13 protein-coding genes are annotated in these 14,193 nt (G+C 71.2%); 12 read left to right on the top strand and 1 reads right to left on the bottom strand.

What is annotated here, in order from left to right:
• From BXA03_RS27355 to BXA03_RS23830, 5 genes are all read left to right on the top strand, one after another.
• Nucleotides 1–192, top strand: a 192-nt coding sequence (locus BXA03_RS27355) for a hypothetical protein (RefSeq protein ID WP_234983815.1), incomplete at its 5' end; no start/stop codon positions are given.
• Nucleotides 193–527: 335 nt separating this feature from the next.
• The gene (locus tag BXA03_RS23815) at nt 528–2,429 is read left to right on the top strand and encodes an ATP-binding cassette domain-containing protein (protein ID WP_076511677.1); all 1,902 of its coding nucleotides are present in this window, start codon (nt 528–530) and stop codon (nt 2,427–2,429) included.
• Nucleotides 2,430–2,595: 166 nt separating this feature from the next.
• Nucleotides 2,596–4,353 (top strand): phospholipase D-like domain-containing protein, encoded by a 1,758-nt coding sequence (locus BXA03_RS23820; RefSeq protein ID WP_083716380.1) that lies wholly within the window; start codon nt 2,596–2,598, stop codon nt 4,351–4,353.
• Nucleotides 4,354–4,556: 203 nt separating this feature from the next.
• Entirely contained in the window at nt 4,557–5,636 is a 1,080-nt protein-coding gene (locus BXA03_RS23825; protein WP_143476431.1) for a serine hydrolase, read from the top strand.
• Complete coding sequence (locus BXA03_RS23830) at nt 5,566–6,618, top strand: serine hydrolase (protein WP_083716384.1); 1,053 nt, start codon at nt 5,566–5,568, stop codon at nt 6,616–6,618. Before BXA03_RS23825 ends, BXA03_RS23830 begins: the two co-directional genes overlap by 71 nt.
• A 33-nt stretch (nt 6,619–6,651) precedes the next feature.
• Here the strand turns inward: BXA03_RS23830 and BXA03_RS23835 are convergent, their stop codons facing one another.
• Entirely contained in the window at nt 6,652–8,088 is a 1,437-nt protein-coding gene (locus BXA03_RS23835) for an aminotransferase-like domain-containing protein (protein ID WP_076511679.1), read from the bottom strand.
• Between the two features lie 92 nt (nt 8,089–8,180).
• Between BXA03_RS23835 and BXA03_RS23840 the strand changes: the two genes are divergently transcribed.
• From BXA03_RS23840 to BXA03_RS23870, 7 genes are all read left to right on the top strand, one after another.
• Nucleotides 8,181–8,780: a LysE family translocator gene (locus BXA03_RS23840; RefSeq protein WP_076511680.1), complete on the top strand. Its 600-nt coding sequence runs from the start codon at nt 8,181–8,183 to the stop codon at nt 8,778–8,780.
• Nucleotides 8,777–9,718, top strand: a complete 942-nt coding sequence (locus tag BXA03_RS23845; protein WP_076511681.1) for a DMT family transporter — start codon at nt 8,777–8,779, stop codon at nt 9,716–9,718. Before BXA03_RS23840 ends, BXA03_RS23845 begins: the two co-directional genes overlap by 4 nt.
• 68 nt (nt 9,719–9,786) lie before the next feature.
• A complete protein-coding gene (locus tag BXA03_RS23850; RefSeq protein ID WP_083716387.1) occupies nt 9,787–11,001 on the top strand; it encodes an aminotransferase-like domain-containing protein in 1,215 nt (404 codons plus the stop codon).
• Between the two features lie 25 nt (nt 11,002–11,026).
• Nucleotides 11,027–11,644, top strand: a complete 618-nt coding sequence (locus BXA03_RS23855; protein WP_076511682.1) for a DJ-1/PfpI family protein — start codon at nt 11,027–11,029, stop codon at nt 11,642–11,644.
• Between the two features lie 24 nt (nt 11,645–11,668).
• Nucleotides 11,669–12,310: a glutathione S-transferase family protein gene (locus BXA03_RS23860; RefSeq protein WP_076511683.1), complete on the top strand. Its 642-nt coding sequence runs from the start codon at nt 11,669–11,671 to the stop codon at nt 12,308–12,310.
• Between the two features lie 106 nt (nt 12,311–12,416).
• Nucleotides 12,417–13,367 (top strand): PhzF family phenazine biosynthesis protein, encoded by a 951-nt coding sequence (locus tag BXA03_RS23865; RefSeq protein ID WP_076511684.1) that lies wholly within the window; start codon nt 12,417–12,419, stop codon nt 13,365–13,367.
• A 72-nt stretch (nt 13,368–13,439) separates the two neighbouring features.
• Entirely contained in the window at nt 13,440–14,132 is a 693-nt protein-coding gene (locus BXA03_RS23870) for a VOC family protein (protein ID WP_076511685.1), read from the top strand.
• The last annotated feature ends 61 nt before the right edge of the window (nt 14,133–14,193 follow it).

Here is a 14,193-nt window from a genome sequence, read left to right on the forward strand (position 1 = left end):
GACACGCTTCTTTTTAAGAAGGCAACTTCTTTTTCATCAGAAGCCGCTGCCACTCTCTCAAGCCACCCACCAACCAAACTCAGCAAAAAAGCTGCTAATCAGTCAGCGAGCCGGCCAGTATACGAGAGCTTTTCAGAACCTTGCAAGACCACTCCTACAAAAAGTTTAAACAGCCTCCAGCCTCCCAACTAAGCGCACCAGCGTCGCCCACCTGAACGTCAGCAAGGCCAGAGCGGCAAAGACAAGCGTGCGATGAAGGCCCTACCGGGATGCTCTAGGTAGTTATGCGTGACCGTCAACAGCGGATCGCCACCACGACGAGTAATGCGTGACGGTCAAAGCGGAGGGCCACAACGAAGCACAGCGCAAGCAATCAGCCCCTCCACCTCCCTTGCGGGAAAGTCGTCCCCACCCAGCAGGGACCAAGTTCGACCCCGCGCCCAGCGGCTTGGTCCACGCGCGAGGGTTCAGCCCTCTCGAGCATCGCCCCAGGCCCGCACAGCCGCCGCTTCGATAATCCCCGCCCAATGGCACTCATCACCTTATTGGACGCACAGCTGGCCTTCGGCCATGTGCCGCTTCTGGACCACGCCGATTTCTCCCTGCAGGCGCAGGAGCGCGTCGGGCTCATTGGGCGCAATGGCGCAGGCAAGTCGTCGCTGCTCAAGATTCTTGGGGGGCTTGAAAAGACCGATGACGGAACGATGCAGGTGCAGCAGGGGTTGCGCGTGGCCTTCGTCGCGCAGGAACCGGTGCTCGATGCCGGCCACAGCGTGTTCGACGCCGTCAGTCACGGCCTGTCCGAGATCGTGAGCCTGCGCGCCCGCTACCTGGCGGGCGGTGAGGGTGAAGACCTCGACGCCCTGCAGTCCCAGATCGAGGCCCAGGCGGGCTGGAACTGGGAACAGCGCGTCGACGAGACCCTGCACCGCCTCAACCTGGCACCCGACGCACGCATCGGCGCGCTCTCCGGCGGCATGCGCAAGCGCGTCGCGCTGGCCCAGGCGCTGGTGGCCGCGCCCGACGTCCTGCTCCTCGACGAGCCAACCAACCACCTGGACCTCGAAGCCATCGAATGGCTGGAGCAGTTGCTGATCGCCTTCAAGGGCAGCGTCGTCACGATCACCCATGACCGCGCCTTCCTCGACGCGGTGGCCACGCGCATCGTCGAACTGGACCGGGGCCAGTTGCGCAGCTATCCGGGCAACTTTGCGCGCTACCTGGTGCAAAAGGAAGAGCAGCTCGCGCAGGAAGCCGTGATCAACGCCAAGGCCGACAAGCTGCTCGCGCAGGAAGAGGTGTGGATCCGCAAGGGCGTCGAGGCCCGCCGCACGCGCAGCCAGAGCCGCATCGGCCGGTTGGAGACGCTGCGCAGCCGCCGCGCCAGCCGGCGCGAGGCGCTGGGGCGCGTCAAGATGGACGTTGCCAGCGGCCTGCCCAGCGGCAAGATCGTGGGCGAACTCACCGACGTGACCAAGCGCTATGGCGACCGCGCCGTGGTGCGCGATTTCTCGGCCACCATCCTGCGCGGCGACAAGGTCGGACTGATCGGCCCCAACGGCGCGGGAAAGACCACGCTGCTCAAGATGATCCTGGGCGAGATCGCCCCAGATGCCGGCCGCGTGCGCCAGGGTGCCAACCTGGAGGTCGCCTACTTCGACCAGATGCGCGACGCACTGGACCTGGACGCCACGCTGGAGGATTTCATCAGCCCCGGCAGCGAATGGATCGAGATCGGCAAACAGCGCAAGCATGTCAAGAGCTACCTGTCGGACTTTCTCTTCTCTCCTGCCCGGTCGCAATCGCCCGTGCGCTCGCTCAGCGGCGGCGAGCGCAACCGGCTGCTGCTGGCACGCCTGTTTGCACGGCCGGCCAACGTGCTCGTGCTGGACGAGCCGACCAACGATCTGGACATCGACACCCTCGAACTGCTGGAAGAGCTGCTGCAGGATTACGAAGGCACCGTGTTCCTGGTGAGCCACGACCGTGCCTTCCTGGACAACGTGGTGACAAGCACCATCGCTGCGGAAGGCGACGGCCGCTGGCGCGAGTACGAAGGTGGCGTTCAGGACTGGCTGATCCAGTCGAGGCGCGCACGGGAGATCGCCGCCGCTTCGGCCGCCGCGTCGGCGGCGAGCACACCCCCCGGGGCGCCTGGACCCGCGACGCCACCCACCGCAGACACGACCGCGCCGGCCCCTCGCCGCAAGCTCAGCTACAAGGAACAGCGCGAACTCGACGCGCTGCCCGAGCGCGTCGCGGCGCTCGAAGCCGAGCAGAAGTCCGTGCAGACCGAACTCGAACGCGGCGGCGGCGCCATCTACGGCACCGACCCCGGCCGGGCGGCCCAGCTGGCGCAACGCTTTGCGCAGATCGAGGAAGAACTGCTGGAAGCGCTGGAGCGCTGGGAAGTCCTCGAGGCCCGCTGAAGGCGGCCGCCTCGACGCTCCTGCGCCCGGGCATCGGGCCGCCATCCCGCCCGGGCGCGGCGCCCAACAAAAGGCGCCTTCCGGCGCGCCGAGCGCCCGCTTGTCCGACACGGCAGACAGCCGCCGCAGGCTATACCGCACGCTCCATGCCTGCCATCCCTGCGCCATGCCGCTTCAACTGAATTCATCCGCCAAGGCCCTGCGCCGCGGCCTCGGCGTCGCGCTGCTCGCAGGGGCCGCCTTGCTTGGCGCCACCGTCGGCGGTTGCACCAGCCTGCCGGAGAACGTGAACCGCCCTGTCTCGCAGGCCCTTCCTCCCGTACAAGACGGTCCGCTTGCCCCGTTCGCACGAGACAACGGAGGCGACCCAAGCGCCGCTTCCGCCACGACAGCGCGGCCCCGCTCCGGCTTCATGCTAGTGGACGGCCCGCAGGCCGCCTACGCGAGCCGTTTGGCGCTCGCGGAGCAGGCGCAGCGCAGCCTGGACCTGCAGTACTACGCCATCCATGCCGACGCCAGCACCGGCCGCCTGATGCGCGCCGTGCAGGACGCCGCAAAGCGCGGCGTGCGGGTTCGCATCCTGATCGACGACTTCCACAGCGCCGGCCGCAACGCGCTGGTACTGGGCCTGGCCGACACGCCCAATGTGCAAATCCGTCTGTTCAACCCGCTGGCCGGTGCGCGGGCTTCGTCCATCGGCCGCATCGTCGTGTCGCTGGGCGACGTCGGCCGCATCCAGCAGCGCATGCACAACAAGCTCTTCATCGCGGACAACACGCTGGGCATCACCGGTGGGCGCAACCTGGGCGATGCGTACTTCGGGCTGGGCGACGCGGGCAACTTCGTGGACCTCGACGTGCTGGCCGCCGGCCCCATCGTGCAGCAGATGTCCAAGAGCTTCGACCAGTACTGGAACGACGAGCGCGCCTACCCGGTCGAGTCGCTGGTGGATCGCAAGGAGATGGACAGCATCCGCGACAAGGCGGCCGAGAGCGCACGCTCGGGCGCCGGATCGCATCCGCAAGGCTCGCCCTCGCCGCCCGACGGCGAGCCCCGCCCCGATGCCCGCAGCGCGGCCGCCTTTGGCGACAGCAAGGCCGCCCAGCGCCCGGGCTGGGACGAAAAGCCGATGGACCTGAAGACGGTGAAGTTCGTCTGGGCGCCTTCCCTGCTGCTGGTCGACCGCCCCGGGAAGATCCCCGCCGACGAACAGGCCAAGGAAGGCCCGTCGCCCGCCAAGCCCGATGCGCCCCATGGGGAGATGCCGGCGGGCGAAACCGTGGTCGAGGGCCTGCTGCCCTTGATCGCAGAGGCCCGGCAGGATCTGGTGATCGTCTCGCCCTATTTCGTGCCGGGCGATCAAATCCGCACCGCCCTGGCCAAGGCGCGCGAGCGGGGCGTGCGGGTGCGCGTGCTGACCAACTCGCTGGCCTCCAATGACGCGCCCGTCGCGCATGTGGGCTATGCCCGCCATCGCACCGACCTGCTCGACATGGGGGTGGAGTTGTACGAGATGCGCGCCGACCAGGCTGGCCTGCGCCAGGCGCTGGGCACCGGCAGTGGCGTGACGGGGGGCATGGGCGAGTCCAAGGCCATGCTGCATTCCAAGTTCATCGTCCGCGACGGTCGCGTGCTGGTGATCGGGTCGATGAACCTGGACCTTCGTTCGCAGAAGCAGAACACCGAGATCGCGCTGCTGGTTCGCAGTCCGGCGCTGTCGACCCAGGCCACGTCCATCGTCGAGAAGAGCCTCAAGGAAGGTGCCTGGAAGGTGGAGCGCGATCCGGCATCCCGCGGCGCCCTCGTCTGGCGTGCGCCAGCGGGCAGCGGTCTCCAGGACGCCCACACCGAACCCGACACCAGCGCCAGCCTGCGCGCCCTGCTGTGGCTGATCGGGCCCCTGGCGCCGGATTCGATGCTGTGAAGCGCTTCGTGTCACGTTTGGGCCGCCACGTGACAAGCGGCGCCGTCCACCTGCGCCGATGGCTTGGCACGCCCGCCGCGGGTGCGCTGCTGCTGTCGCTCTCCGCGGCAGCCAGCGCAGAGGTCCAGCCATTGGCGCCCCCACCCGTGACCGTTCCGGGCACGCCTTCGCACGCCGCCCCGGTGCCGGCCGTCGTTCCTTCGATGCCCGCTCCGTCCGCGGCCAGCACGGACTGGCGTGGCCGCATGGCCACCGCGGTACAGCAACTCGACAGCCACCCGCAGACGGGCCTCGGCGTGTACGTGCTGGACCTGGCCACCGGGCAGTCCTTCGGCCATCGGGCCGAGGAGCGTTGGTACCTCGCCTCGATGGTCAAGGTGCCGGTGGCCATCGCTGTGCTGCAGGCGGTCGAACGCGGCGACATCACGCTGGACACCACGGTCACCCTGCGCGCCGGGGACCGCGTGGACGGCGCGGGCGCCACGCTGCGCCAGCCGCTGGGTGCATCGCTCAGCGTGCGATGGCTGATGGGCCAGATGATCATCTACAGCGACAACACGGCGACCGACATGCTGATCGACCTGGTCGGGCTGCAGGCGGTCAATGGTGTCGTCCAGGCGCTGGCGCCGCGCGGCATTGCGCGCATCACGCCGCTGGCCGAGGTGCGGCGCCAGGTCTATGGCCAGCTCACGCCGGCGGCCAGTCACCTGTCGGGCAGTGACCTGCTGGCCCTGCACCGCGCGGGCAGCGACGCGACAAGGCGCCGCCAGCTCGCCGAGCTGCTGGCCGTGTCTCCCAGCCAGCTCAAGGCCGGCTCCCTTGATGCCGCCTACGACGCCTACTACGCCGAAGGCCTCAACAGCGGCCGGCTGGATGCCTATGCCCAGATCCTCGTCGCGCTGGCCGAGGGCCGCGCCCTGGGTGCCGAGGCTACGCAGACGCTGCTCAAGCTGATGGAAGACGTCGCCACCGGCCCGCAGCGGCTGCGTGCCGGCTTGCCGCCGCAGGCACGCCTTGCGCACAAGACGGGCACCCAGCGCCGCCGCATCTGCGATGCCGGCCTGGTGCGCATGCCCGGCACCGATGCACGGCACCCGGTGGCGCTGGTGGCCTGCGTGCGCGACGCACCCAGCCTGACCCGTGCCGAACATCTTCTGGCCCAGACCGCCGCCGCCCTCTGCCGATCCGGACTGCTCACGCAAGGAACCCCCGATGCGCCCACCTGCCCTGCTTTCATGCCTGACGATCGCCACGGCGCTGCTGCTGCCGGCGTGGCGCGCTGAGGCCGCCGACGACGGCGCCTGGTCGCAGCGCCTGGCCGAGCGCATCGCGCGCATCGACCAGCAGACGCCCGGGCGCCTGGGCGTGTACGTCAAGCGCCTGTCCGACGGCAGCGAGATGAGCCATGGCGCCGACGAGCGCTGGTACCTGGCCTCCATGGCCAAGGTGCCGGTGGCACTGGCCGTGCTGCGCCAGGTGCAGGACGGACGCCGCACGCTCGACGACGAAGTGGCGCTTGAAGACGGCGACCGCATCGACGTCGGCAACATCGTCTGGAACGACACCGGCACCCGCTACAGCCTGCGCACGCTGATCGAACGCATGCTGCTGGAGAGCGACAACACGGCCGCCAACATGCTGATCCGCACGGTGACCGTGCAAACGCTCAACGACGGTACGCGCCAGGCCATGGGCACGCCCAACGTCACGTTCACCACCTTCGCGCAAGTGCGGCGCGACGTGTATGCCGAGGTGCACCCGAAGGCGCGCGACCTGGACAACGGCACGCTCGTGCGCATCGCCTCGGCCCGCAACGGGCCGGCGCGTGTCGAGGCCATCCGCCGTGCCGTCGACGCGAAGCGCACCGACCTCGCCACCACCAGCATGGACGAGGCCTACGACCGCTACTACCGCCGCGACCTGAACACCACCACGCTGATCGCCTACGGCGGCATGCTGGAGCGCCTGGTCCGCGGGCAGGTGCTGCCCGATGGCCCGCCGCGGGCGGTGCTCTACAAGGCGATGAAGCACGACATCTACACCGGCTACCGGCTGCAGGCCGGCCTGCCGCGCGACCATGCCTTCATCCACAAGACCGGCACCCAGCACCGCCGGGCCTGCCATGCCGGCGTGCTCGACCCGGACGACCTGCAGAAGGCGCTGGTGATCGTGGCCTGCACGGCCGACCTGGACGAGCAGAAGCAGGCCGGGCCGGTGCTGGAGTCGGTGGGACGCGCGATCCGGCAGGCCGCGCTGGACCGTTGAAGAGCCGGCAGCGACGGTGCACGAGGGCGACGATCAGCGCATTGCGTCCCGCGTGCGGCCGAAGGCCTTCCAGAAGCCAGCGTCCTGCGCGGTGGCGAAGTTGATGCGCATCAGCGTGGTGGGCTGCCGCCGCGCATGGAAGAGCGATCCGGGCGCCAGCAGGTAGCCCTGGTCCAGCATGCGCTGGGTGAGGGTGTCGGTGTCCACGCCCGTGTCCAGCCAGCCGAACAGGCCCGCGGGCTCCGACGCCAGCGTGCAGCCGTGGGCCAGCGCCAGCTTGACGGCGCGCCCGCGGGCGCCGTCAAGCCGCAGGCGGATGCGCTCAACATGGCGGCGCAGCTGGCCCTGGTCGATGCACCAAGCCAGCGCCCGCTCGAACAGGGCCGGCGTGGTCAGCGTGGCGAGCAGCTTGGTCTCCAGCAGCCGCTCCACCAGCGGCGGCGCGGCCGCCAGAAAGCCGATGCGCCAGTTGGGCGCCAGCACCTTGGCGAAGCCGCTCACGTAGATCACGCGCTGCAGGCCGTCGAGCACGGCCAGCCGGGTCGCATGCTCGGGCGCGAGGTGGCCGTAAGTGTCGTCCTCGACGATGTGGAAGTCGTGCTGCGCCGCCAGCTGGAGCACGCGGTGGGCACTGCCGGGCGCCAGGCAATGGCCGGTGGGGTTGTGCAGCACGCTCACGCTCACGAAGAGCTTGGGCGCATGGGCCTCGCAGTAGCGCTGCATGACGGCCAGGTCGGGCCCGTCGGCGCGGCGCGGTACGGGCAGCACGCGCATGCCCAGGGCTTCGAGCCGTGCGAACTCGACCGCCCAGCCGGGCTCCTCGACCATCACCGGATCGCCGGCGCGCAGCAGGGTGCGGCTGACGATGTCCAGCGCATGGGTGGCGCCCACGGTGCTGACGATCTGCGACGGCGTCACCGGCAGCTGCAGGCCGGCCAGCTTCTGCGCCAGGCTGGCGCGCAGCGTGGCGTCGCCGGCCGGGTCGCCGTACTGCAGCGAGAACTCGCGCAACGCCGCGGGGCCGGTCACGCGGCGCACGGCGGCGGGCATGAAGCTGCTGTCCAGCCAGTCCGGGGGCAGCACGCCCATGCCGGGCTGGGGCTTGTCGCTCTGGCGGTGGAACATGCCGCGGATCAGCGTGCTGGCATCGGCCGGTGCGGCCGGCGGCGCGGCCAGCACGGTGGCGACCGGCGCGGCCGGTGCCGCCCCGCGGGCATTGGGCTCGGCACGGTCGGCCGCCTCCGCCTGCCGCACGAAGAAGCCGCGCTGGCGCCGCGCCTCCACCAGGCCCTGCGCCAGCAGCTGGTCGTAGGCGGCGACCACGGTGTGCGGGCTCACGCTGTGCTGGCGCGCGCATTCGCGCACCGACGGCAGCCGCGCGCCCGGCGCCAGCAGGCGGTTGCGGATGCGCTCGGCAAACAGCGCGGCCAGTTGCTCGGTGAGGGTCTGGCTGTGGGTGCGGGTGAGCATGTGTGCTGGTGCGGCCACCAATACAGATGGGCCTGTTTGTTCGAAAAACTGTACTGCTTCTGTACTGGCGCCAAAGTGTAGAGTGGCCCTCCATGACCTGGCAAGAATTCACCGCGCTGCTGGTGCTGGCCTCGGCGATGAGCTTTTCGCCCGGCCCCAACACCACGCTCTCGACCACGCTGGCGGCCAATGGCGGCCTGCGCCGGGCGATGCGCTTCGTCTGCGCGGTGCCGGTGGGCTGGAGCCTGCTGCTGTTGCTGACGGCGGCCGGCCTGGGCGCACTGGTGACCGCGGCGCCCGCGCTGCGGCTGGCCGTGAAGGCCGCGGGCATTGCCTATCTGCTGTGGATGGCCTGGCGCCTGTGGGGCGCGGACCGGATGGCGCAGGCCTCGGCCGCGCAGTTGCGGGTGGGCTTCTGGCAGGGCGTGGGTCTGCAGTTCGTCAACATCAAGGCCTGGCTGCTGGCCCTGGCCATCGTGGCCGGCTGGGTGAGCGGGCAGGCGCAACCCATGCTGCGCACCGGCATCGTGACGGGCGTGATGATCCTCTTCGCACTCGCCAGCAACCTGGCCTATGCGGCCGCCGGCGCCCTGCTGCGCGGCTGGCTGGCGCAAGGGCGCCGGCTCCTGATGTTCAACCGGGCGATGGCGCTGCTGCTGGTGCTGACGGCGGCGTGGATGGTGAAGGCATGAGCACGAGCACGCACGCCCGCGACCAGCGCCTGGGCCTGTGGCTGGGCATCCTGGGGGTGGCGGTGTTCGGCATCACGCTGCCCGCCACCCGCCTGGCCACGGGCACGGCCGAGGCGCCGCAGCTCTCGCCCTGGTTCGTGACCCTGGGCCGAGCCGCGCTGGCGGGGCTGCTGTCGGCGGCCTTCCTGCTGGTCACCCGCTCGCCGCTGCCGCAGCGCCACCACTGGCGACCGCTGGCCTTCGCCACGCTGGGCAATGCGCTGGGCTATCCGCTGCTGCTGGCGCTGGCCCTGCGCACGGTCACCGCCGGGCATGCGGCCGTGGTCACGGCGCTGCTGCCGCTGGTGACCGCGGTGATCGCCGCGATGGTGCTGCGCCAGCGGGCGCACTGGGGCTTCTGGCTGTGCGCCGTGGCCGGCAGCGCGCTGGTGATCGTGTTCTCGCTGCTGCGCGCCTCGCCGCAGGGCGGCTTCGGCCTGGACCCGGCCGACCTGCTGCTGGTGGGCGGCGTGGTCGCGGCCTCGGCCGGCTACATCTATGGCGCGCAGGTCACGCCCGCACTGGGTGCGGAGCGCGTCATCTGCTGGGTCTGCGTGCTGGCGCTGCCGGTCACGCTGCCGGCCACCTTCTTTCTGTGGCCCACCACGCCGGTGGCGCCGGTCGCGTGGGGCGGCCTGGTGTACCTGGGCGTGTTCTCGATGTGGGCCGGCTTCTTCGCCTGGTACCGTGGCCTGGCGCTGGGCGGCGCGCTGCGCGTGAGCCAGGCGCAGCTGCTGCAGCCCTTCTTCTCCATCCTGGCGGCAGTGCCGATCCTGGGCGAGCGCATCGACGCCATGACACTGGGCTTCGCCCTCGCCGTGGTGGCGACGGTGCTGCTCGGCAAGAAGCTCGCCCAGCCGCCGGCCGCGGCGCGCGCCGCCACAGAACGACCCCTCTGACCCTTTTGCAAGACCCTGCCCCGGCCCGCGTGAGGCCTGGCACACGACAACCCGACAAGGAGCACCCCATGACGACCTGGAAACTCGCCGCCCGCGCCGAGAAGATGAACCCCTCCGCCATCCGCGAGATCCTCAAGGTGACCGAGCGGCCGAACGTGATCAGCCTGGCCGGCGGCCTGCCCTCGCCCAAGACCTTCCCGGTGGCGGAGTTCGCCGCTGCCTGCGCCGAGGTGCTGGCCACCGATGGCCAGGGCGCGCTGCAGTACGCGGCCAGCGAGGGCTACGCGCCGCTGCGTCAGGCCGTGGCCGACATGCTGCCCTGGGACGTGGATGCCGACCAGGTGCTGATCACCACCGGCTCGCAGCAGGGCCTGGACCTGATCGCCAAGGTGCTGATCGACCCGCAAGCCAAGGTGCTGGTGGAGACGCCCACCTACCTGGGCGCGCTGCAGGCCTTCAGCCCCATGGAGCCGCAGGCCGTGAGCGTGGCCAGCGATGCCGAAGGCGTGCTGCCCGAAGACCTGAGCGCCAAGGCCGCCGGTGCGCGCTTCATCTACCTGCTGCCCAACTTCCAGAACCCCACTGGCCGCACCATGAGCGAGGCGCGCCGCGCCGCGGTGTCGGCCGCCGCCCAGGCCGCGGGCCTGCCGATCATCGAAGACAACCCCTACGGCGAGCTGTGGTTCGACGAGGCGCCGCCGCTGCCGCTGACGGCGCGCAACCCCGAGGGCTGCATCTATCTGGGCTCCTTCTCCAAGGTGCTGGCGCCGGGCCTGCGGCTGGGCTTCCTGGTGGCGCCCAAGGCGCTGTACCCCAAGCTGCTGCAGGCCAAGCAGGCGGTGGACCTGCACACGCCCATCTTCACGCAGCGCATGGTGAGCACGGTGATGCAGGGCGGCTTCCTGGAGCGGCATGTGCCCAAGATCCGCGCGCTCTACAAGGCGCAGCGCGACGCCATGGTGAGTGCGCTGCAGCGCGAGATGAAGGGTCTGGATGTCGAGTTCAACGTGCCCAAGGGCGGCATGTTCCTGTGGCTGCGCATGCCCGAGGGCATCGACGCGACGGCGCTGCTGGCCCAGGCCGTCGAGCGCAACGTGGCCTTCGTGCCCGGCTCGCCCTTCTATGCGGGCGAAGCCGATCCGCGCACGCTGCGCCTCTCGTTCGTGACCGCCACCGAGCAGCAGATCGCCACCGCCATCGCCGCCCTGGCCGAGACGGTGCGTGAGGCACTGGCCCACCGCGCCGCGGCGCTGGTGCAGCAGCAGCTGGCCGCGGCCCACTGACGCCCGACGCCAAAGGCCCCCCGCCATGCACACCGCCATCCTCACCTTCGACGGCTTCAACGAGCTCGACTCGCTGATCGCCCTGGGCGTGCTCAACCGCATCAAGCGCCCTGGCTGGCGCGTCACGCTGGCGGCACCCACGGCGCGCGTCACCTCGATGAACGGCGTCACGCTGGAGGCCACCGCCTCGCTGGAAGAAGCCGCCCAGGCTGACGCCGTGCTGGTGGGCAGCGGCCTCCGCACGCGCGAGGTGGTGGCCGATGCGGCGCTGATGGCACGCCTGCGCCTCGACCCGACGCGCCAGCTCATCGGCGCCCAGTGCTCCGGCACGCTGGTGCTGGCGCGCCTGGGCCTGCTGGGCACGGTGCCTGCCTGCACGGACCTCACCACCAAGCCCTGGGTACAGGAGGCCGGCGTGCGCGTGCTCGACCAGCCCTTCTTCGCCGACGGCAACGTGGCCACGGCCGGCGGCTGCCTGGCCTCGCCCTACTTGGCCGCCTGGCTGATCGCGCGCAGCGAAGGCATCGCCGCCGCCCGCGATGCGCTGCACTACGTCGCGCCCGTCGGCGAGAAGGACGACTACGTGGCCCGCGCGATGGCCGCCGTCGCGCCCTACCTGCCCGCCGCCGCTGCCACGGCCTGATCCGCCTCGACAAGGAAACCGACCATGCTCAATCTCTGGGGCCGCATCAGCTCGATCAACGTGCGCAAGGTGGTGTGGTGCGCGCAGGAACTCGGCCTGGACTTCCAGCGCACCGAGGCCGGCGGCGCCCATGGCCTGGTGCACACGCCCGAATACCTGGCGATGAACCCGAATGCGCTGGTGCCGCTGCTGCAGGACGGCGAGGGCGACGCCCGCTTCGTGCTGTGGGAAAGCAACGTGATCGTGCGCTACCTCTGCGCCCGCCATTCGCACGGGCTCATGTACCCCGAGCCGCTGAAGGCGCGCTTCGACGCCGAGCGCTGGATGGACTGGCAGCAGACCACACTCAACCCCGCCGGCCGCGACGCCTTCGTGCAACTGGTGCGCGTGCCGGCCGCCGAACGCGATGCGCAGGCCGTCGCCGCCTCCATCGCCGCGACCGAGCCGCTGATGGCCATGCTCGACACCCGCCTGGCCGGCCGCGACTTCATGACCGGCGAGCGGTTCACCATGGCCGACATCCCGGTCGCCTGCGAAGTGCACCGCTGGTTCGGCCTGCCACCGACCGAGTACCGCCGCCCTTCATGGCCGAACGTGGAGCGCTGGTTCGACGCCCTGCGCACCCGGCCGGCCGCCCTCGGCGTGCTGGATCTGGCGCTGGCCTGATCCGCCGCGGGCCCGCCCGCGGCACATGGCGCCCGACCGGCGCCCGCAGGCGCCACGGCGCCGCCCTCTCCGCTTCCTCCTTCATTTCCGCTTCCCGAGTCCCGCCATGAGAACCCGCCCCTTCCGCCAGCCCGACGTCTTCACCGACACGCCCACCCGCGGCAATCCGGTCGCCGTGGTGCTGGACGGCCAGGACCTGGACGACGAGGCCATGCAGCGCTTCGCGCGCTGGACCAACCTGTCGGAGACCACCTTCGTGCTGCCGCCCACCGCCGAAGGCGCGGCCGGCGGTGCGGACTACCGGGTGCGCATCTTCACGCCCGGCGGCGAGCTGCCCTTCGCCGGCCATCCCACGCTGGGCACCTGCCGCGCCTGGCTGGCGCATGGCGGCCAGCCGCGGCGGGCCGGCGGCATCGTGCAGGAATGCGCCATCGGCTTGGTGCCGATCCGCGCCGAGGGCGAACGCCTGGCCTTCGCCGCGCCGCCGCTCCGGCGCAGCGCGCCCAGCCCCATGCTGCTGTCCAAGGTGGCGGCGGCCATGGGCCTGAAGGCCTCGCAGATCGAGGCGGCGCAGTGCCTCGACAACGGCCCGGTCTGGCTGGGCCTGCTGCTGGACAGCCCCGACTCGGTGCTGGCGCTGCGGCCCGACCATGCCGCGCTCAAGGCACTCGGCCAGAAGGTGGGCGTGGCCGCGCGCACGCCTGCACAGGATGCCGGCGCGCCGCCGCTCATCGGCCGCGCCAACCGCGAGGCCCGCGCCTTCGGGGCCCGCAGCAGCACGGCGGCCGCCGCAGCGGTGGCCGCGCCCGCGGTCGATCTGGAAGTGCGCGGCTTCGCGGCCCCCATCGGCGTGGAGGAGGACCCGGTCACCGGCAGCCTCAACGCCAGCCTGGCGCAATGGCTGATCGCCGATGGGCTGATGCCGACGCGCTACGTCGCCGGCCAGGGCCAGTGCCTGGGCCGCGACGGCCGGGTGCATGTGACGCAGGACGAATCGGGCCAGGTCTGGATCGGCGGCGACGTGGCCGACTGCATCGAGGGCCGGGTGCTGCTCTGACCGACCACTAACGGCAACACCATCCGTTCCTGCACAGGCCGCCGCCTCAACCGCCTGACACCGAGCCCTTCCATGACCGTCCACGTCGACCATCTCGTCATCGCCGCCGCCTCCCTGGACCAGGGCATCGCCTGGTGCGAGGCCACGCTGGGCCTCCTGCCCGGCCCGGGGGGCGCCCATCCGCTGATGGGCACGTACAACCGACTGCTGGCGCTGGGTGGCGCGGACCATCCGCGCTGCTACCTGGAGATCATCGCCATCGACCCGACGGTCCGCCCGACGCGCGCGCCAGGCCTGCGCCGCTGGTTCGACCTGGACGACGAGGCGATGCAGGCCTCGCTGGCGCGACAGGGGCCGCGCCTGGTGCACTGGGTGGCCCGCGTGCCCGATGCGCCAGCGGCCGTGCAGGCCCTGGCCGCCCCCCCGCTGTCCATCGCCCGCGGGCCGCTGCTGGCGGCCTCACGCGAGACGGCGGCGGGCCGGCTGCAGTGGCGCATCACCGTGCGCGACGACGGCCAGCGCCTCTTTGGCGGGGCGCTGCCCACGCTCATCGAATGGGGCGGCCTGCACCCGGCCGAGCATTTGCCACCGTCGGGCCTGGAACTGCGGGGCCTGGCCGCCAGCCAGCCCGACCCGGCGCCGCTGCGGGCCGCCCTGGCAGTGCTGGGCCTGGCCGACGGCATGCCCGTCACCGCCGGCGCACCCGGGCTGCAGGCGCGGCTTCTGACGCCCCGCGGCGAGGTGCTGCTCGACTCGCGGGTCTGAGCGCGCGCCGTCTTCGACGATCCGCCCGCCGCGTCGAGGCCTCAACTCCGGACGACCCGTC

The organism is Pseudacidovorax sp. RU35E, from assembly GCF_900156165.1.
Classification (GTDB): Bacteria; Pseudomonadota; Gammaproteobacteria; order Burkholderiales; family Burkholderiaceae_C; genus Xenophilus.

What these genes read in the sequence shown, in the direction of transcription:
- BXA03_RS23835 (WP_076511679.1), bottom strand. Translation starts at nt 8,088, where the DNA reads ATGCTCACCCGCACCCACAGCCAGACCCTCACCGAGCAACTGGCCGCG.
- BXA03_RS23850 (WP_083716387.1), top strand. Translation starts at nt 9,787, where the DNA reads ATGACGACCTGGAAACTCGCCGCCCGCGCCGAGAAGATGAACCCCTCC.
- BXA03_RS23830 (WP_083716384.1), top strand. Translation starts at nt 5,566, where the DNA reads ATGCGCCCACCTGCCCTGCTTTCATGCCTGACGATCGCCACGGCGCTG.
- BXA03_RS23855 (WP_076511682.1), top strand. Translation starts at nt 11,027, where the DNA reads ATGCACACCGCCATCCTCACCTTCGACGGCTTCAACGAGCTCGACTCG.
- BXA03_RS23825 (WP_143476431.1), top strand. Translation starts at nt 4,557, where the DNA reads ATGCCCGCTCCGTCCGCGGCCAGCACGGACTGGCGTGGCCGCATGGCC.
- BXA03_RS23865 (WP_076511684.1), top strand. Translation starts at nt 12,417, where the DNA reads ATGAGAACCCGCCCCTTCCGCCAGCCCGACGTCTTCACCGACACGCCC.
- BXA03_RS23845 (WP_076511681.1), top strand. Translation starts at nt 8,777, where the DNA reads ATGAGCACGAGCACGCACGCCCGCGACCAGCGCCTGGGCCTGTGGCTG.
- BXA03_RS23870 (WP_076511685.1), top strand. Translation starts at nt 13,440, where the DNA reads ATGACCGTCCACGTCGACCATCTCGTCATCGCCGCCGCCTCCCTGGAC.
- BXA03_RS23860 (WP_076511683.1), top strand. Translation starts at nt 11,669, where the DNA reads ATGCTCAATCTCTGGGGCCGCATCAGCTCGATCAACGTGCGCAAGGTG.
- BXA03_RS23820 (WP_083716380.1), top strand. Translation starts at nt 2,596, where the DNA reads ATGCCGCTTCAACTGAATTCATCCGCCAAGGCCCTGCGCCGCGGCCTC.
- BXA03_RS23840 (WP_076511680.1), top strand. Translation starts at nt 8,181, where the DNA reads ATGACCTGGCAAGAATTCACCGCGCTGCTGGTGCTGGCCTCGGCGATG.
- BXA03_RS23815 (WP_076511677.1), top strand. Translation starts at nt 528, where the DNA reads ATGGCACTCATCACCTTATTGGACGCACAGCTGGCCTTCGGCCATGTG.